General features: G+C 73.3%; 17 protein-coding genes and 1 riboswitch. Of the genes, 9 read left to right on the top strand and 8 right to left on the bottom strand.

The features are described from left to right. Positions 1-5 precede the first annotated feature (5 nt). The 4 genes from kdpC (at position 6) to HGA03_RS13850 (ending at position 4,217) form a co-directional block, all read left to right on the top strand. On the top strand, positions 6-563 hold the full coding sequence (gene kdpC / locus HGA03_RS13835; RefSeq protein ID WP_168630875.1) for a potassium-transporting ATPase subunit KdpC: 558 nt from the start codon (positions 6-8) through the stop codon (positions 561-563). Then, a complete protein-coding gene (locus HGA03_RS13840; RefSeq protein ID WP_168630876.1) occupies positions 560-3,058 on the top strand; it encodes a sensor histidine kinase in 2,499 nt (832 codons plus the stop codon). The genes kdpC and HGA03_RS13840 overlap by 4 nt, the downstream gene beginning before the upstream one ends. After that, entirely contained in the window at positions 3,055-3,777 is a 723-nt protein-coding gene (locus tag HGA03_RS13845) for a response regulator transcription factor (RefSeq protein WP_168630877.1), read from the top strand. The genes HGA03_RS13840 and HGA03_RS13845 overlap by 4 nt, the downstream gene beginning before the upstream one ends. A 117-nt stretch (positions 3,778-3,894) precedes the next feature. Then, positions 3,895-3,970: riboswitch (cyclic di-GMP riboswitch) on the top strand. Between the two features lie 16 nt (positions 3,971-3,986). Then, positions 3,987-4,217 (top strand): BldC family transcriptional regulator, encoded by a 231-nt coding sequence (locus tag HGA03_RS13850; RefSeq protein WP_168630878.1) that lies wholly within the window; start codon positions 3,987-3,989, stop codon positions 4,215-4,217. A gap of 64 nt (positions 4,218-4,281) precedes the next feature. Here the strand turns inward: HGA03_RS13850 and HGA03_RS13855 are convergent, their stop codons facing one another. From HGA03_RS13855 to HGA03_RS13865, 3 genes are read right to left on the bottom strand one after another with little or no spacing between them, the layout of a single operon-like run. Beyond that, a complete protein-coding gene (locus HGA03_RS13855; protein ID WP_168630879.1) occupies positions 4,282-4,845 on the bottom strand; it encodes a TetR/AcrR family transcriptional regulator in 564 nt (187 codons plus the stop codon). 12 nt (positions 4,846-4,857) lie between these two features. Then, positions 4,858-7,008: a YhgE/Pip domain-containing protein gene (locus HGA03_RS19435; protein ID WP_168630880.1), complete on the bottom strand. Its 2,151-nt coding sequence runs from the start codon at positions 7,006-7,008 to the stop codon at positions 4,858-4,860. Positions 7,009-7,026: 18 nt separating this feature from the next. Further along, complete coding sequence (locus tag HGA03_RS13865; protein WP_239073601.1) at positions 7,027-8,145, bottom strand: ATP-binding cassette domain-containing protein; 1,119 nt, start codon at positions 8,143-8,145, stop codon at positions 7,027-7,029. 210 nt (positions 8,146-8,355) lie between these two features. Between HGA03_RS13865 and def the strand changes: the two genes are divergently transcribed. The 5 genes from def (at position 8,356) to HGA03_RS13890 (ending at position 12,491) form a co-directional block, all read left to right on the top strand. Then, positions 8,356-8,844: a peptide deformylase gene (gene def, locus HGA03_RS13870; RefSeq protein WP_168630881.1), complete on the top strand. Its 489-nt coding sequence runs from the start codon at positions 8,356-8,358 to the stop codon at positions 8,842-8,844. A 140-nt stretch (positions 8,845-8,984) separates the two neighbouring features. After that, positions 8,985-9,482, top strand: coding sequence for a DUF3145 domain-containing protein (locus HGA03_RS13875; protein ID WP_168630882.1), 498 nt, complete (start codon positions 8,985-8,987; stop codon positions 9,480-9,482). A 162-nt stretch (positions 9,483-9,644) separates the two neighbouring features. Further along, entirely contained in the window at positions 9,645-10,127 is a 483-nt protein-coding gene (locus tag HGA03_RS13880; RefSeq protein WP_168630883.1) for an FMN-binding protein, read from the top strand. Beyond that, complete coding sequence (locus HGA03_RS13885) at positions 10,114-10,992, top strand: FAD:protein FMN transferase (RefSeq protein ID WP_168630884.1); 879 nt, start codon at positions 10,114-10,116, stop codon at positions 10,990-10,992. The genes HGA03_RS13880 and HGA03_RS13885 overlap by 14 nt, the downstream gene beginning before the upstream one ends. Next, complete coding sequence (locus HGA03_RS13890) at positions 10,989-12,491, top strand: FAD-dependent oxidoreductase (RefSeq protein WP_168630885.1); 1,503 nt, start codon at positions 10,989-10,991, stop codon at positions 12,489-12,491. Before HGA03_RS13885 ends, HGA03_RS13890 begins: the two co-directional genes overlap by 4 nt. A gap of 15 nt (positions 12,492-12,506) precedes the next feature. On the opposite strand, the gene HGA03_RS13895 is transcribed toward HGA03_RS13890, so the two are convergent. The 5 genes from HGA03_RS13895 to HGA03_RS13915 all read right to left on the bottom strand — a co-directional run bounded on the left by HGA03_RS13895 (position 12,507) and on the right by HGA03_RS13915 (position 16,739). After that, on the bottom strand, positions 12,507-12,989 hold the full coding sequence (locus HGA03_RS13895; RefSeq protein WP_168630886.1) for a DUF1269 domain-containing protein: 483 nt from the start codon (positions 12,987-12,989) through the stop codon (positions 12,507-12,509). Between the two features lie 130 nt (positions 12,990-13,119). Continuing rightward, complete coding sequence (fabF, locus tag HGA03_RS13900; RefSeq protein ID WP_168630887.1) at positions 13,120-14,358, bottom strand: beta-ketoacyl-ACP synthase II; 1,239 nt, start codon at positions 14,356-14,358, stop codon at positions 13,120-13,122. Positions 14,359-14,458: 100 nt separating this feature from the next. Continuing rightward, on the bottom strand, positions 14,459-14,707 hold the full coding sequence (locus HGA03_RS13905; protein ID WP_168630888.1) for an acyl carrier protein: 249 nt from the start codon (positions 14,705-14,707) through the stop codon (positions 14,459-14,461). Between the two features lie 77 nt (positions 14,708-14,784). Next, the gene (locus tag HGA03_RS13910; protein ID WP_168630889.1) at positions 14,785-15,789 is read right to left on the bottom strand and encodes a beta-ketoacyl-ACP synthase III; all 1,005 of its coding nucleotides are present in this window, start codon (positions 15,787-15,789) and stop codon (positions 14,785-14,787) included. After that, positions 15,786-16,739, bottom strand: a complete 954-nt coding sequence (locus HGA03_RS13915) for an ACP S-malonyltransferase (RefSeq protein ID WP_168630890.1) — start codon at positions 16,737-16,739, stop codon at positions 15,786-15,788. The genes HGA03_RS13910 and HGA03_RS13915 overlap by 4 nt, the downstream gene beginning before the upstream one ends. Positions 16,740-16,773 lie beyond the last annotated feature (34 nt).

A 16,773-nucleotide genomic window follows, 5' to 3' on the forward strand; every position in this document is an offset into this window, starting at 1 on the left:
CGGCGATGAATCCTCGTCACTTCTGGCCGCAGCTGCGGGTCGCCACCCGGGCGCTGCTGGTCGCCACTGTCGCCCTCGGCATCGGCTACCCGGCGCTGATCACCGGGGTGGGCGCCCTGCTGCCCGATGCCGCACACGGATCGCTGGTCACCGGCGCGGACGGGACGGTGGTCGGTTCCCGGCTGATCGGCCAGTCCTTCGACGACGACCCGCGCTACTTCCAGTCCCGGCCCTCAGCCGCCGGTGACGGCTACGACGTGGCGGCCTCCGGCGGCAGCAACCTGGGGCCGGAGAACCCCGACCTGGCGGCGGCGGTGGCCGAGCGCCGGGCGGCCGGGGCCACCGCACCCGATGCGCTGACCGCCTCCGGCTCCGGGCTGGACCCGGACATCAGCCCGGAGAACGCCCGGTCCCAGGTCGATCGGGTGGCCGAGGCCCGCGGACTGCCGCGGGAGGAGGTCGCGGCGCTGGTCGAGGCTACGATCGCGGGCAGGCAACTGGGCTACCTGGGAGAGCCGACCGTGAACGTGCTGACCCTCAACCTCGCACTCGATCAGCAGTGAGACGCGGCCGGCTCCGGGTCCTGCTGGGCGCCGCGCCCGGCGTGGGGAAGACCTACGCCATGCTCGAGGCCGGGCGGGATATGGTCGCCGACGGTGTGGACGTAGTGGTCGCGGTCGTGGAGACCCACGGCCGCGCCGCCACCGCCGCCCTGGTGGCCGGGCTGGAGGTGGTGCCCCGGCGCCGGGTGGAGCACCGGGGTGTGCAGCTGGACGAGATGGACCTGGACGCCGTGCTGGCCCGGGCCCCGCAGGTCGCCCTGGTCGACGAGTTCGCCCACACCAACGCGCCCGGGTCCCGGAACGCCAAGCGCTGGCAGGACGTCCAGGAGCTGCTGGACGCCGGGATCACGGTGCTGACCACGGTCAACATCCAGCACATCGAGTCGCTGAACGACGTGGTCCGCACCATCACCGGAGTGCCGCAGCGCGAGACGGTGCCGGACGCCCGGCTGCGCGCCGCGGACCAGATCGAGCTGGTCGACCTCGCCCCGCAGTCGCTGCGGGACCGGCTGGCCGAGGGGCAGGTCTACCCGGCCGAGCGGGTGGATGCCGCGCTGTCCAACTACTTCCGGCTCGGCAACCTGACCGCGCTGCGCGAGCTGGCCCTGCTCTGGCTTGCCGACGAGGTGGACTCCGCGCTGCGCAGCTACCGGGCCGATCACGCGATCGATGCGCCCTGGGAGGCCCGGGAGCGGGTGGTGGTCGCGCTGACCGGCGGCCCGGAGGGGGAGACCGTGCTGCGCCGGGGCGCCCGGATCGCCGCCCGCAGCGCCGGGGGCGAGCTGGTGGCGGTGCATGTCACCGGGCAGAGCGGGCTGCGCGACACCGATCCGGGGGCGCTCGCGGCCCAGGCGGCGCTCACCGAGGAACTGGGCGGCACCTTCCACCAGGTGGTGGGCGAGGACGTGCCGGAGTCGCTGGTCGGCTTCGCCCGGGCGGCGAACGCCACCCAGCTGGTGATCGGGATCAGCCGCCGCAGCCGGTTGTCGGCGTTGCTGACCGGGCCGGGGATCGGGGCGACCGTGATCCGGGCCGCCGGGCCGATCGACGTGCACATCGTCAATCACGAGGAGGCCGGCGGCCGGCGCCGGGTGCTGCCGCCACTGGGTGGGGCGCTGACCATGCGGCGGCGGCTGCTCGGACTGGTGTTGGCCCTGGTCTGCGGCCCGGCGCTGACCGCGGTGCTGCGGGCCACCCGCACCGAGGACACCCTGGTCGGCGACGTGCTGGCCTATCAGCTGCTGGTGGTGGTGGTCGCGCTGGTCGGCGGCCTGTGGCCGGCGCTGTTCGCTGCGGTGCTGTCCGGGCTGACCCTCGACTTCTTCTTCATCGACCCGCTGCACACGATCACGATCGGCGAACCGAAGCACGCGATCGCGCTGCTGCTCTACATCCTGAACGCGGTGCTGGTGTCCTACGTCGTCGACCAGGCGGCACGCCGCACCCGGGCCGCCGAGCGCGCGTCGGCGGAGTCTGAGCTGCTCAGCACGGTGGCCGGGGGAGTGCTGCGCGGGCAGGACGCGGTGGCCGCACTGCTGGCCCGGGCCCGGGAGTCCTTCGGGCTGACCGCGGTCCGGCTGCGCAGCACCGACGGCACCGTGCTGGCCGGCGACGGCGACTGGCCGGAGGACGCACCGCCCGGCGGCAGCACCCCGGTGGACGACCACACCGTGCTGGAGCGGATCGGCCCGGATCTGGACGCCTCCGGCAGTCGGTTGCTGGCGGTGGTGGTGTCCCAGATCGCCGCCGCTCTGGAGCAGCAGCGGCTGCGCGCCACCGCGGAGGAGGTCGGTCCGCTGGTGGAGACCGACCAGGTCCGATCGGCGCTGCTGTCCGCGGTGAGCCACGACCTGCGCCGCCCGCTGACCGCCGCCACCACCGCGATCGGGTCGCTGCGCCAGCCGGATGTCGACTTCTCCCCGGAGGACCGCGACGAGCTGCTGGCCACCGCCGACGAGTCGCTCGGCACCCTGACCGCACTGGTCACCGATCTGCTGGACGTGACCCGGCTGCAGGCGGGCGTGCTGGGCGTGACCCTGCTGCCCACCGACGTGGACGAGGTGATCCTGCCCGCGCTGGACGAGTTGGGCCTCGGGCCGGACGACGTGGAACTCGACCTGGACCCGGCGCTGCCGCTGGTCGCCGCCGATCCGGCCCTGCTCCGGCGGGTGCTGGTGAACACGCTGGCCAACGCGGTGCAGGTCAGCCCGGACCGCCGGGTGCGGGTGAGCACCAGCAGCTTCGGTGACCGGGTGGAGATCCGGGTGATCGACCACGGTCCCGGGGTGGCGCCGGAGCGGCAGGACGAGCTGTTCGTGCCGTTCCAGCGGCTGGGCGACACCGACAATCTGACCGGGCTGGGGCTGGGCCTGGCGCTGTCGCGTGGCTTCACCGAGGGGATGGGTGGCACGCTCGCCCCGGAGGACACCCCGGGCGGCGGCCTGACGATGGTGGTCTCGCTGCCGGTGTCGGCCGAGTCGGAGGAGCGCCGGTGAAGATCCTGATCGCGGACGACGACCCGCAGATCCTGCGCGCACTGCGGATCACCCTGCGGGCCCGCGGCTACGAGGTGATCGTGGCCACCGACGGCGTGCAGGCGGTGAACCGGGCGATCGAGCACAAGCCGGACCTGTACCTGATCGACCTCGGGATGCCGAACCTGGACGGGGTGGAGGTGATCGCGGGGCTGCGCGGTTGGACCTCGGCGCCGATCCTGGTGGTCTCCGGCCGGACCGGCTCGGCGGACAAGGTCGAGGCGCTGGACGCCGGGGCCGACGACTACGTGACCAAGCCGTTCCAGATCGACGAGCTGCTGGCCCGGATCCGGGCGCTGAGCCGGCGTGCCGAGTCGGCGGTGCCGACCCGGGACGCGGACCCGCTGATCCGGATCGGCGAGACCGTGATCGACCTGTCCGCCACGACGGTGTCCCGGGCCGGGGTGCCGGTGCGGCTGACCCCGACCGAGTGGCGGGTGCTGGAGATCCTGGTCCGCAACGCCGGCCGGCTGGTCACCCGGCAGACCCTGCTGTCCGAGATCTGGGGTTCGGAGCACGTCACCGACACCGGCTATCTGCGGCTGTACCTGTCCCAGCTGCGCAAGAAACTGGAGCCGGATCCGTCCGCGCCGCGGTTCCTGCTGACCGAGCCGGGGATGGGCTATCGCTTCGATCCTCTGGGTGCCGCCACCCAGTCGACCCCGCCGGATGTGACCTAGATCACGCGACACGCTGACCGCCGGGCAATCGCTTCCCGTGGGTTCTACCTGCATGTCTGTCCGCACTCGGGCGGTACTTGCCGTTCTGTCCGATTTCGGGTTAGCGTTCTCATCGTTGAGCGACAACGGCAAACCCGCCGCGAGGTGGGGACGCAAAGCCACGGGACCCTCGAAGGTCAGCCGGGCTACCGAACCGACTAGGAGCAGTCATGACCATCCCCTCCTTCCCCCTCGAGACCCGTCCGCAGGCCTCCGCGCTGCTCACCCCGGGTGAGGTCGCGGTGATGTTCCGGGTGGACCCGAAGACCGTCACCCGCTGGGCGCAGGCCGGCAAGCTGTCCGCCGTGCGGACCCTGGGCGGCCACCGCCGGTTCCTGGAGTCCGAGGTGATGGAGCTGCTCAACACGGTTCCGCACCAGGTCGCCGCCGCGCGGATCTGACCCGCACCGAGACCACACGGCCCCGCCGCCCACCCGGGCGACGGGGCCGTCCTCGTCTCCGGGGTCAGAGCGGGTCGAGGATCGCCGACAGCACCGCGCGGCGGACCTCCACGATCGACCGCTCGGGCTGGAAGGCCAGCCACTCCAGCCCCGCGACCAGGGTCGCGCCGAACAGGGTCGCGGCGGTGAGCGAGGGGTCGCGTTGCGGCCAGCTCTCGGCCACCACCTCCGCGAACACCGCGAACGACCGGTCCCGGACCTGCCGGATCGAGTCCTCCCACTCCCGGCCGGTCCGGAACACCTCGGCGGTCATCAGCTTGGCGAAGTCCGGATGGGTGTGGATCTGCTCCAGCAGCTCGTGCACCAGGGCGCCGATCGCGCGCCGCCCGGTCAGGCCGTCCCGGGCGGTGCGCAGGGCGACCGTCAGCCGTTCCACCCCGTCATCGATCAGGGACTCGAACAGGGCGGTCTTGGACCCGAAGTTGTAGAACACCGACCCCTTCGCCACCCCGGCCGCGGCGGCGATGTCGTCCACCGAGGTCGCGGTGAACCCCCGGTCCGCGATCAGCGCGATCGCCGCCCGCTGGATCGCCTCCCGGGTGGTCAGGGTGGCCTCGGTGTCACTCATGGTCACAGCGTGTCAGATGGTCAGCGCCGGGTGCAGGCGGCTGAGCGTCCAGGTGCGCATCCGGCCGGCCCGCCACGCAGTGACCGCCAGCGATCCGATCGTGAACGCCGCCAGCATCAGCACCGACCACCACAGCCGGCCCTCGGTGCCGCCGGTCAGCAGCTCGCGCAGCCCGGTGATCGCATAGGTCATCGGCAGGTAGGGATGCATCGCCCGGAAGATCTCCGGGGTGGTCTCCACCGGGTACGTGCCGGAGGCCGAGGTGAGCTGGATCATCAGCAGCGCGATGATCGCCACCTTGCCCGCCGCCGACCCGAGCACCGCGGTCAGCATCTGCTGCACCGCCAGGAAGGCCGCGGCCACCAGGACGGTGAACGTGAAGGTGCCCGCCGCCGTCGACCAGCTCAGGCCCAGCCCCAGGTGCACCACCGCCAGCAGCACCGCCACCTGCGCCACCCCGATCAGCAGCGCCGGGAGGTAGCCGGACAGGGCGATCCGCCAGCCCGCCACCGGCGTGGCCAGCGCACGGTTCGGCAGCGGCCGCAGCAGCAGCCAGGTGATCAGCCCGCCGACGAACAGGGCCAGCGGGATGAAGAACGGCGCGAAGCCCTCGCCCATCGATGCCGAACTGGCGATGTCGGTGTCGTTGGCCCGGACCGGGGTGGCGAGGGTCTCCGCCCGCTGCGACCGGGTGTCCTCGTCGTCGTCGGGCAGCGCGGCCGCCCCGTCGCCGAGCTTGTCGGCCAGCTGCTGCGAACCGTCGATCAGCTGGTCGGATCCGTCCGCCAGCTGCGTCGACCCGTCGGCCAGCGTGCCGGTGCCGTCCGCCAGGGTGGCCGCCCCGGTGGCGAGCTGCTGCGCGCCGGAGTCCAGCTCGCCGACCTTGGTGTCCAGCGTGCCCGCCCCGGTGGCCAGCGTGGCCGCGGCGGTGGCGGCCTGTCCGGTGCCGTCGGCGAGCTCGTGCGCACCGTCGGCGAGCTGGCCGGCGCCGGTGGACAGGTCGCCCAGCTTGGTGGACAGCTCGGCGGAGCCGTCCCGGACCTGGTGGGCGCCGTCGACCAGGGCGGTCAGTGCGGTGGGGTCCAGCGTGGTGCCGGTCAGCGGGGCGGTCTTCTCCTGCAGGTCGGCGACCGCGGCCCGCAGCTGGCCGGCGGTGGCGGTGTCGCCCTGCGCCTCGATCCGGGCCGCCAGGGTGAGTAGCTGGGTGCCCAGGTCGTTCAGCTCGGTGCTGACGCCGGGCAGTGCCGCCGCGACCGGGCCGAGTGCCCCCGCGAGCTGGTCCACGCCGTCGCTGACTTGCTGCGCCCCGCTCGCCAGGTCGCCGGAGCCGTCCACCGCCGCCTGGGCGCCGGTGGCCAGCTGGTCGGAGGCGGTCGCCAGGGAGTCCGCCCCGGCCGCGGCGGAGCCGATCCCGGAGGACAGCTGGGCCGAACCGTCCGCGAGCCGGCCGGTCGCGTCCGCGAGCTGGGTGGTGCCGTCCGCCAGGGTGCCGGCCCCGGTCGCCAGGGTCGCCGCACCCTCTGCCGCCGACCCGGCGCCGTCGGCCACCTGGTGTGCCGCGTCCGAGAGCTGGCCCGACGCCGCGTTCAGGGTGAGCGCCCCGTCGGAGGCCTGGGCGAAGCCGTCCCGCGCCGAACCGAGCCCGACCAGCACCTGATCCACCGCCTGCGCGCCGATCGTCGACGACACCGCCGCCCGGATCTGGGTCATCGCGCTGCGGCCGAGGGTGGACGCCAGGTAGCTGTTCGCGTCGTTGTAGGTCACCTGGAGTTGTGCGGGGACCGGGTCGTCACCGCCGGCCGAGGCGATGTCGGTGCTGAACTGCTCCGGGATGGTCACCGCGAAGTAGTAGCTGCCGTCCTTGACCCCGGCCTCCGCGTCGGCCGCGTCGGTCTGCCGCCAGTCCAGCGCACCGGAGTCCAGCAGCTCCTCGACCACGTCGTCCCCGGCGGTCAGGCGCTCGCCGTCCTCGTCGGTGGCGCCGGTGTCCGCATTGACCAGGGCCACCGGCAGCCGGTCGAGGTTGCCGGTCGGGTCCCAGTAGGCCCACAGGTACAGCGCCCCGTACAGCAGCGGGATGCAGATCATCGCGACGATCGCCAGCTTGGGCAGCACCCCGCGGCGGAAACGGCGCAGCTCGGTGCCGGTCAGGAAGGAGAACATCTCAGCTCCGGGTGGTGATCAGGCGGGAATGGCGTGCGGGCCGGTGGCCAGGGTGACCAGCGACGGCGGGGTGCTCCACGGCACCCGGGCGGCCTCGTCCAGCGAGGCGATGGCGGCGACCACGGTCAGCCCCTCGGCGGCCAGTGCCTCCAGCCGGGCCCAGACCGTGCGGCGGCGCTCGGTGTCGTGCACCTGGTCCACGTCGTCGACCACCAGCAGCTCGGGGTCCTGGGCCATCGCCAGGGCGATCCGCAGCAGCATCCGGTCCACCTCGTCCAGGTCCCAGACCACCGAGCCCACCCGGGGCAGCGGGCGCTCGCCGAACACCGGCGCGGCCAGCTCGGCGAACTGCTGCTGAGATACCCGCCCGGTGTGCCGGTACCAGGGCGACAGCCAGCGCAGCCGCTCCCGGGCCAGGTCGCCGACGGTCACCGACTCGTCCAGGTCGTCGATCCCGTCGAAGCCGGCCACCGCGGAGCGCTTCTGCACCGCGTTCCGGCGCCGGGGCAGCGGTTCGCCCAGCACGGTCAGCCGGCCGCCACGGTCCGGGGTCATCCGCCCGGCGATGGTCAGCAGCAGGCTCGACCGACCGGCGCCCTGCGGCCCCTGCACCAGGGTCAGGGTGCCGGTGGCGATCTCCAGGTCCACCGGCCCGTACACCGGGCCGCGCGAGCCGTGCAGCTGTAGGTCGCGGGCCAGCACCGCCGGGGGTGCGACCGGCTCGGCCGGTGCAGGGTCGGCCGCCGGCTCGGCCACGGCGACGCCGGCCCGGGGGAGCGGGCGTGCGGCCTCGGCGTGCGGGGCCTCGGCGGCGGGCGCGGACGGCGTCACCCGGCCGACGGCGGTGGGGGCCGGGTCGATCGGGGAGGCCGGGTCGTCATCGGTGACCAGGGCGGTGCCCGGATCGAGAATCCCGTCCCGGGAGTCGGCGGGCACCGGAGCGTCGTCGGCGCCCGCGGGGCGATGCGGGACCGGGTCGAGGTCGACGGCTGCGTCCCCAGGTGTCGTCGTGGCCGGGTGCCCGGCGGCCGAGGTGTCCTCGGCGCGCGCTGCGTCCGCCCCGTCGTGCCCGTCCGCCGGTGCCGCGCCGTGTCGCCCGTGCTGCGCCATGCCCTGCTCCTGCTCGCTGTCCGTCACCGCTACCCCGTTCCGTCGAACTGACCGGTCAGTACAAACGCTACGCCGACGCCGCGCCCGCTGTCGCCCCGGCCCCGGGTGACCTCCGCCACGCGGCCCGCCCGGGTTGCCAGTCCCGCACCCGAGCCGTCGTACCCGCCGGACCCCGACTCGACCCCTACCCGCCGGCCCTGTCCCACCGCGCGCCCGCGGGCATGAAAGAATCCCCGCATGGCGATGAGAGAGATCCGCGTGGTCGGCGACCCGGTGCTCCGCACCCCGTGCGAACCGGTGACGACGGTCGACGACCGGGTCCGCGGACTGGTCGAGGATCTGCTGGAGACGGTGGACACCGACGGTCGCGCCGGGCTCGCCGCCAACCAGATCGGCGTCAGCCTGCGCGCCTTCTCCTGGAACATCGACGACGAGCTCGGCTACGTGCTCAACCCGGTGATCGTCGAGCTCAGCGAGGACGAGTACCAGGACGGCGACGAGGGCTGCCTGTCGGTGCCGGAGCTGTGGTTCCCGACCAAGCGCGCCTGGTACGCCCGGGTGGAGGGCACCGACCTGGACGGCAAGAAGGTGGTCGTCGAGGGCGTCGAGCTGATGGCCCGCTGCCTGCAGCACGAGGTGGATCACCTGGACGGCTACCTGTACATCGACCGCCTGGAGCGTTCGGTGCGCAAGAAGGCCATGCGGGCGATCCGCGAGCAGTTCTAGGCCGATCGGCTCGCCGGGTGGTGCGCGCCGCCCGGTGTACGGCATGATCGGGTCTGCACGCCGCGAGACCGTGTGTCGCCCGGGCGCCGGTGCGAGGTCGTTGGGGAAGACGAACCTCGAAACCGTCTGGGAGGGATGACATGGCTGGTGCGATCACCCGCGGTGTTCTTTTCGTGCACTCCGCACCCCGTGCGCTCTGCCCCCACCTGGAGTGGGCGGCGGGCAATGTCCTCGGCGTGCGCGTGTCCCTGGAGTGGACCGATCAGCCCGCCGCGCCCGGCATGTTCCGGGCCGAACTGTCCTGGCAGGGCGTGCAGGGGACTGGTGCCCGGCTGGCCTCGGCGCTGCGCGGTTGGACCCACCTGCGCTACGAGGTGACCGAGGACGCCAGCCACGGCAGCGACGGCGCCCGGTGGAGCCACACCCCCGAGCTCGGCATCTTCCACGCCCAGACCGACGTGCACGGCAACGTGGTGGTTCCGGAGAACCGGATCCGGGCCGCCCTGGAGTCGGCGGACGGCCGGTCGCTGCGCGAGGAACTGGACCTCGCGCTCGGGCAGGCCTGGGACGACGAGCTGGAGCCGTTCCGCTACGCCGGGGCCGGCGCGCCGGTCCGCTGGCTGCACCGGGTGGGCTAGCGCTCTACGGAAAACGCACACCCGAGCAAGTCGCCCGTCACCGCCCAAACAGCGCTCACTCCCAGGCAATCCGCAGGATTCGCCCTTAGCGTCGAGACCGTTGGATTCGATCGGATTCAATCAGTCTGGCCGTTCCGCGGCCCCGCCAGGGAGGACCCGACCATGAACCGCACCACCCGTCGCCACACGTTCGCCGTGTTGTCCGGCCTGTCCGTCGCCGTGGCCCTCGCCGCCTGCAGCAATGCGGACGCGGTGGACTCCGGCACCGACACCGGATCCGACACCGGGAGCACGGACTCCGGCAGCACGGACTCCGGCAGCACCGGCTCCGGTAGCACCGGCTCCGGCGACTACACCGACGGCACCTACACCGCCGAGGGCTCCTACTCCTCGCCGGGCGGCCAGGAGACGATCGGGGTCGAGGTCACCGTCGCCGACGGCACCGTCACCGCAGTCACGGTCACCCCGGAGGCCACCAGTGGGAACGCCGCCCGGTTCCAGGAGGACTTCGCCGAAGCGATCTCCGATCAGGTGGTCGGTCAGGAGCTGGCCGGTCTCAGCGTGGACAAGGTCTCCGGCTCCTCGCTGACCGGCGACGGCTTCAACGCCGCCCTCGACCAGATCCGTGCCGATGCCGCCGCCTAGCACCCGCTTCCAGGCCATCGGCACCCACTGGGTGCTGGACACCGACCGGGCGCTGGACGCCGACGACCTGGCCGCGGTGCACGACCGGATCGCGCGCTTCGACCTGGACTGGTCGCGGTTCCGCCGGGACTCCTGGGTCCGCCTGGTCGCCGAGGCCGGCGCGGGGACCTACGAGCTGCCCCCGGACGCCGCACCCCTGCTGGCCGCCTACGACACCGCCGACCGCTGCACCGGCGGCGCGGTCTCCCCGCTGGTCGGCCGCACCCTCGAAACGCTGGGCTACGACCCGGACTACCGGCTGCGCCCGCACTGGGAACCCGACGGTGCCCTCACCACGCTGCCCGCCCCGGCCTGGTCCGAGGTCCGCCGGGCCGATGGCCGGATCAGCCTGCCGAGCGCGGCCCTGATCGATGTGGGCGCGGCGGGCAAGGGCTACCTGGTCGACCTGATCAGCGCGCTGCTGACCGAGCGCGGCGTGACCGGCCACGTGGTGGACGCCGGGGGAGACCTCCGGGTGCAGGGCTCCACGCTGCGGGTCGCGCTGGAGGACCCGGCGGACCCGACCCGCGCGCTCGGCGTGCTCCGGGTGGCCGACGGTGCGATCGCCGGTTCGGCGCCCAACCGCCGGGCGTGGGGCCCGGGACTGCACCACGTGGTCGACGCCCGCACCGGCCGTCCCACCGACCGGGTGCTGGCCGCCTGGGCGGTGGCTCCGGACGCGCTGACCGCCGACATCGCCGCCACCGCACTGTTCTTCGCCGAACCCGAGCTGGTGGCAGCCCGGTTCGGTATCCGCTACGTGGTCCTGGACGCCGAGCGCCGACTGCGCTGGTCGCTGGACCTGGACGGGGAGGTGTTCGCATGATCGTGCGCACCACCGCCTGGCTGGACGAACGCCTCGGCCGGGTCACCATGTACCGGCTGCTCACCCTCGGCCTGTCCGCCCTCGCCGCGATCGCGGTGATCCTGGCCGCCACCGGCGCGCTGTTCTTCCGGCCGCTGGACATGCTGCTCAGCCTGGCGGTCGCCCTGGTGTCCTCAGCGGTCTCCGGCTACCTGGCCGGCCGGTTGTTCCGGACCGAGCCGCACGCCGAATCCACGCTGATCACCGGCCTGATCCTGTTCTTCCTGTTCTGGCCGACCAGCGAACCGCGCTATCTCGGGGCGCTCGCCTTGGCGGCGGTGATCGCCAACCTGAGCAAGTACCTGATCGCCTGGCGGGGGCGGCACCTGCTCAACCCCGCCGCGGCCGGCGCCCTGGTGATCGGGCTGACCGGGCTGGACGCCACCACCTGGTGGGTGGCCGACCCGGTGCTGCTGGCCCCGGTGCTGGTGCTGGCCGTGCTGATCGTGATCCGCACCCGGACGTTCGCGCTGGTCGGCATGTTCGTGGCGGTGGCGCTGCTGGCGATCGCGGTCCGGCTGACCGTGGAGGGCGAGGCCTTCGGACCGGCACTGTGGTCCGCGATCACCTCCTACCCGGTGCTGTTCCTGGGCACCGTGATGCTGACCGAACCGCTCACCCTGCCGCCGCGGCGCTGGCAGCGGCTGACCGAGGCGGTGCTGGTGGCCGCGCTGACGGCGGTGCCGTTCAGCATCGGGCCGCTGGTCAACACCCCGGAGCTGGCGCTGATCGCCGGGAACCTGTTCGGATTCGCCTGGGGCCAGCACGGCGCGATCCGGCTCACCCTGGTGGAGCACCGCCAGGTCGGGTCGCGCACCCACGAACTGCGGCTCCGGGCGGACCGGCCGGTGCGGTTCCGGGCCGGTCAGTACGTGGAGTTGACCGTGCCGCACGACCACCCGGACCGGCGCGGCATCCGGCGGGTGTTCAGCATCTCCTGCGCACCGCGGGCCGGGGAGCTGACCGTGGCACTCACCGTCCCCGAACGGCCGAGCAGCTTCAAGCGCGCCCTGGTCGAACTCCCGGTCGGTGCCCGGCTGCGGGCCACCGGGGTCGGCGGTGACTTCCTGCTGCCGGCCGACCGCCGCCCGGTGCTGCTGGTCGCCGGCGGGATCGGGATCACCCCGTTCGCCAGCCAGCTGGCCGAGGACCCGGGACGTGACGCCGTCCTGGTGCACGCGGTCGGCGATCACGGCGACCTGGCCTATGCCGAGGTCTTCGGGCAGGCGGGCACCCGGGTACTGGTCGCCTCACCGACGCCCGGTGCCGACCTGCCCGCGGGCTACCTGCACCTGGGCGTGGACCGGCTGACCCTGGAGGCGCTGACCGAGGCGGTGCCCGACGCCGACCAGCGGGTGGCGTACGTGTCCGGGCCGCCGGCGATGGTGGACCACACCCGGGCGCTGCTGCGGGCCGCCGGGGTGCGCCGGGTGCGGACGGACGCCTTCAGCGGGTACTGACCGTACTGAGCGCGCTCAGTCGAAGGTCTCGGTCAGCACCGCGCGCTCGGCGTCGGTCAGGTTGGTGCTGACCAGGGTCTGGTGCAGGCCGTGGAACCGCTCGCCGAGCCGGTCCAGGTCGGCGTTCTCGGTGACCGCGAACAGCGCGGAGGTGCCCGGCACCACGTCCTGCCGGATCCGGTCCAGCTGGTCCCGGTCGATCCCGACATGGGCCAGGTGGCGGCTGATCACGCCGATCGCCGCCCCCGCCGCGGCCCCGATCACCGGCAGGAAGAACAGCGCGCCGAGCAGCAGGCCCCACAGTGCACCCCAGCCGGTGGCCCGCTTCTCGTCGTCGTGGGAGTGGTGCACCGCCGGCTTGGCCGCACCCTCGGGCCAGCTGACCACAGCGTGGTCGATCACCGTCACCAGGTCCTCGTGTTCAGCGTCCACCAGGATGCGGGCGGCACGCTCGGCGCCGTCGGTGGTGTCGAACTTCCACACGGTGAAGGTGGTCATGGCTGCTCCCGGTGCGTCGATGGTCTCGGCACCAGCCTGCTGACCGCCGGGACCGGCCGCCTCGCCCGCCGGGGGTGAACGCGCCGACGGCCCGGACCCCACGGGGGATCCGGGCCGCCGGCGAGCGGGCTCAGTGGTTGGTGACCACCAGGGCCACGTTGTGACCGCCGAAGCCGAAGCTGTTGTTGATCACCGCGAGGTCGCCGGCCGGCAGGTCGCGCGGAGTGTCGCGGACCAGGTCCAGCACCAGCTCCGGGTCCGGGGTGACCACGTTGATGGTCGGCGGGGCCTTGCGGTCGGCGATCGCCATCACCGAGAACAACGTCTCCAGGGCGCCCGCGCCGCCCAGCAGGTGCCCGGTCATCGACTTGGTCGCCGACAACACCGCGCCGTCCGCGGCCGAGCCCAGGGTCTCGCGCACCGACCGGGCCTCGATCAGGTCGCCGACCTTGGTGGAGGTGGCGTGGGCGTTCACGTGCCGCACGTCCGCCGGGGTGACGTCGGCATCCTTCAGCGCCATCCGCATCGCGGCGATCTGGCCGCGGCCGTTCGGCTCCGGGGAGGTGATGTGGTACCCGTCGGAGGACAGGCCGACGCCGGAGATCTCGGCGTAGATCCGAGCGCCGCGGGCCTTCGCGTGCTCCTCGGACTCCAGCACCAGCACCGCGGCGCCCTCACCGATCACGAAGCCGTCCCGGTCGACGTCGTAGGGCCGGCTGGCGCCCTGCGGGTCGTCGTTGCGGGTGGACAGCGTGCGGGAGGCGGCGAAGGCGGCGATCGGCATCGGGTGGATGACCGCCTCGGTGCCACCGGCCACCACGACGTCGGCGCGGCCGGACCGGATCATGTCCACCGCATAGCCGATCGCCTCGGCACCCGACGCGCAGGCGGAGACCATCGCGTGCGCACCGGCGCGGGCGCCCAGCTCCAGCTCCACGTAGGCGGAGGGGGAGTTCGGCATCAGCATCGGCACGGTCATCGGCAGCACCCGGCGGGCGCCCTTCTCCCGCAGCGTGTCCCAGCCGTCCAGCGTGGTCCAGATCCCGCCGATGCCGGAGGAGACCACCACGCCGAGCCGGTCCAGGTCGACCTCCGGGGTGCCGGCGTCCGACCAGGCCTCCCGGCTGGCGATCATCGCGTACTGCGCCGAGGGGTCCATCTTCTTCAGCTCGGGCCGGGGGAGGACCTCGGCCGGGTCGACCTTGATGGTCGCGGCGAAGTTGACCGGGATGTCGTACTTCTCGGCCCAGTCGTTGGCCATGGTCCGCGCACCCGAGGTTCCGGCCAGGGCGGCCTGCCAGGTGCTCGCGGCGTCCCCGCCGAGGGGCGTGGTGGCGCCGAGGCCGGTGACGACGACTCGCGTGCTCATGGTGTGGCTCCTGTGTCAGATGCGGGGCTGAAAGGCACACCGGGGTCGCGCCGTGCCGTCGTGGGGCACAGCACGACCCCGGATGGTGCGAGGGGCAGGCTCAGGCCTGTGCGCCCTCGATGAACTTCACGGCGTCGCCGACGGTGGCCAGGTTCTTGACCTCGTCGTCCGGGATCCGGACCTCGAACTTCTCCTCGGCCAGGGTGACGATGGTCATCATCGACAGCGAGTCGATGTCCAGGTCGTCGGTGAAGGACTTCTCGGGCAGGACGGAGTCGGTGGGCAGGCCGGTCTCCTCGCTGACGATCTCGGCCAGTCCGGCGAGGATCTCCTGCTCGGTGTGCGCCATCGGTTTCTCCTTGTGTGTGTGGTGCGCCCCGCACGGTCGGCGGAAGCGTGGGAACTGTACTGCGGTCGCGCCCCTGCTCAGGGGAGCACGACCACCTGTGCTGCGTAGACCAGGCCGGCGCCGAAGCCGATCTGGAGCGCCAGGGCGCCGCTGGAGACCTGGCCCTCGCGCAGCAGCCGCTCGGTCGCCAGCGGGATCGAGGCGGCGGAGGTGTTGCCGGTGTCGGCGATGTCACGGGCGACCGCGACCGACTCCGGCAGCTTCAGCTGCTTGATCATCTGGTCGATGATCCGCATGTTCGCCTGGTGCGGGATGAAGGCGTCGATCTGGTCGGCGGTGACACCGGCCGCGTCCAGGGCCTTCTGCGCCACCGGGGCCATCTGCCAGACCGCCCACTTGAACACGCTCGGGCCCTCCTGGCGCAGGGTCGGCCAGCCGGCGCCGTTGTCCCGCACGTCGATCCAGGAGTGGGTCTGCCGGATCGCCTGCGACTGTGCGCCGTCCGAGCCCCAGACGGTCGGGCCGATGCCGGGGATGTCCGAGGGGCCGACCACGACCGCACCCGCGCCGTCACCGAGCAGGAAGGAGATGCTGCGGTCGGTCGGGTCGATGAAGTCGCTCATCTTCTCCGCGCCGATCACCAGCACGTGCCGGGCATTGCCCGACCGCACCAGCGCGTCCGCCTGGCCGATGCCGTAGCAGTAGCCCGCGCAGGCCGCCGAGATGTCGAAGGCCGCCGCGGGGGTGGCGCCCAGCCGGTCGGCCAGGATCGCCGCCCCGGACGGGGTCTGGTGGAAGTAGGTGACGGTGGACAGGATCACCGCGTCGATGTCCGCACCGGTCAGGCCCGCGTTCGCGATCGCCTCCCGGCCGGCCCGCTCCGCCAGGTCCAGCACGTCGGTGTCCGCCCCGGCCCGGGTCCGGGTCACGATGCCGGTGCGCTGGCGGATCCACTCGTCGGAGGAGTCGATCGGGCCGACCAGGTCATCGTTCGGGACGACGTTCTCGCCGCGGGCGGCGCCCAGGCCGAGGATCCGCGTGTGGGCGGGCCCGGTGGCCTGGGTCAGGGTGGGACGGCTCACTTCGCGTTCTCCTGGGATCCATCGGTGTGCAGGTGCGCCGCGACCAGGTCGCGGGCGGCGGGCAGGTCCTCGGGCGAGGTGATCGCCAGGGTCTCCACCCCCGGCAGGCTACGCCGGGCCAGGCCCTTGAGGACACCACCCGGGGCGAGCTCCAGCAGCGCGGTCACGCCCAGCTCGGCCAGGGTGGCCTGGCACAGGTCCCAGCGCACCGGGGCGGCGATCTGCCGGACCAGGGTGCCGAGCACGTCGGCGTCCTCGGCGTAGACCGACCCGTCGGCGTTGGTGAGGAACCGGGTGCGCGGTGCGGCGTGCGGCCAGTCCGCGGCCACCGCACCGAAGGCGTCCAGCGCGGACTGCATGAACGGGGTGTGGAACGCGCCGGCGACCTGAAGCGGGATGACCCGGGCCCGGGCCGGCGGGTCCTGCGCGAAGGCGGCGATCGCGTCCAGCGACCCGGCGGCGACGATCTGACCACCGCCGTTGACGTTGGCCGGCCACAGCCCGGCGGCCTCGATCGCCGCGGTCACCTCGGCCGGGTCGCCACCGAGGACGGCGGTCATCCCGGTCGGCTCCGCGGCCGCGGCCTCGGCCATGAACCGGGCGCGCTGGGTGACCAGGCCGACCGCACCGGCGTCGTCGAACACCCCGGCCACCGCCGCGGCGGCGAACTCACCCACCGAGTGACCGGCGGTGGCGTCCGGCAGCAGCGGCTCACCGAGCTCGTCCTCCAGCGCCCGCAGGGACAGCAGGGAGGTGGACACGATCAGCGGCTGGGCCACCGCGGTGTCCCGGATCGTCTCCGCGTCCGAGGTGGTGCCGTGGGCGGTCAGGTCCAGCCCCGCAGCCTCGGAGAGGGCGGCGAGCCGGTCGGCGGTGCCGGGCAGCTCCAGCCAGGGGCCGAGCATGCCGGGGGTCTGGGCGCCCTGTCCCGGGCAGACGATCGCAAGCACCCGACCACTCTGCCCGGTCCGTCCCGATCCGTGG

It is taken from the genome of Cellulomonas denverensis (assembly GCF_012396125.1).
In the GTDB taxonomy this organism is placed as follows: domain Bacteria; phylum Actinomycetota; class Actinomycetes; order Actinomycetales; family Cellulomonadaceae; genus Cellulomonas; species Cellulomonas denverensis.

Bases quoted from the DNA above. Each gene is read 5' to 3' on its own strand.
- fabF (WP_168630887.1), bottom strand. From the start codon at position 14,358: ATGAGCACGCGAGTCGTCGTCACCGGCCTCGGCGCCACCACGCCCCTC.
- def (WP_168630881.1), top strand. From the start codon at position 8,356: ATGGCGATGAGAGAGATCCGCGTGGTCGGCGACCCGGTGCTCCGCACC.
- HGA03_RS13890 (WP_168630885.1), top strand. From the start codon at position 10,989: ATGATCGTGCGCACCACCGCCTGGCTGGACGAACGCCTCGGCCGGGTC.
- kdpC (WP_168630875.1), top strand. From the start codon at position 6: ATGAATCCTCGTCACTTCTGGCCGCAGCTGCGGGTCGCCACCCGGGCG.
- HGA03_RS13875 (WP_168630882.1), top strand. From the start codon at position 8,985: ATGGCTGGTGCGATCACCCGCGGTGTTCTTTTCGTGCACTCCGCACCC.
- HGA03_RS13850 (WP_168630878.1), top strand. From the start codon at position 3,987: ATGACCATCCCCTCCTTCCCCCTCGAGACCCGTCCGCAGGCCTCCGCG.
- HGA03_RS13855 (WP_168630879.1), bottom strand. From the start codon at position 4,845: ATGAGTGACACCGAGGCCACCCTGACCACCCGGGAGGCGATCCAGCGG.
- HGA03_RS13885 (WP_168630884.1), top strand. From the start codon at position 10,114: ATGCCGCCGCCTAGCACCCGCTTCCAGGCCATCGGCACCCACTGGGTG.
- HGA03_RS13895 (WP_168630886.1), bottom strand. From the start codon at position 12,989: ATGACCACCTTCACCGTGTGGAAGTTCGACACCACCGACGGCGCCGAG.
- HGA03_RS19435 (WP_168630880.1), bottom strand. From the start codon at position 7,008: ATGTTCTCCTTCCTGACCGGCACCGAGCTGCGCCGTTTCCGCCGCGGG.
- HGA03_RS13905 (WP_168630888.1), bottom strand. From the start codon at position 14,707: ATGGCGCACACCGAGCAGGAGATCCTCGCCGGACTGGCCGAGATCGTC.
- HGA03_RS13880 (WP_168630883.1), top strand. From the start codon at position 9,645: ATGAACCGCACCACCCGTCGCCACACGTTCGCCGTGTTGTCCGGCCTG.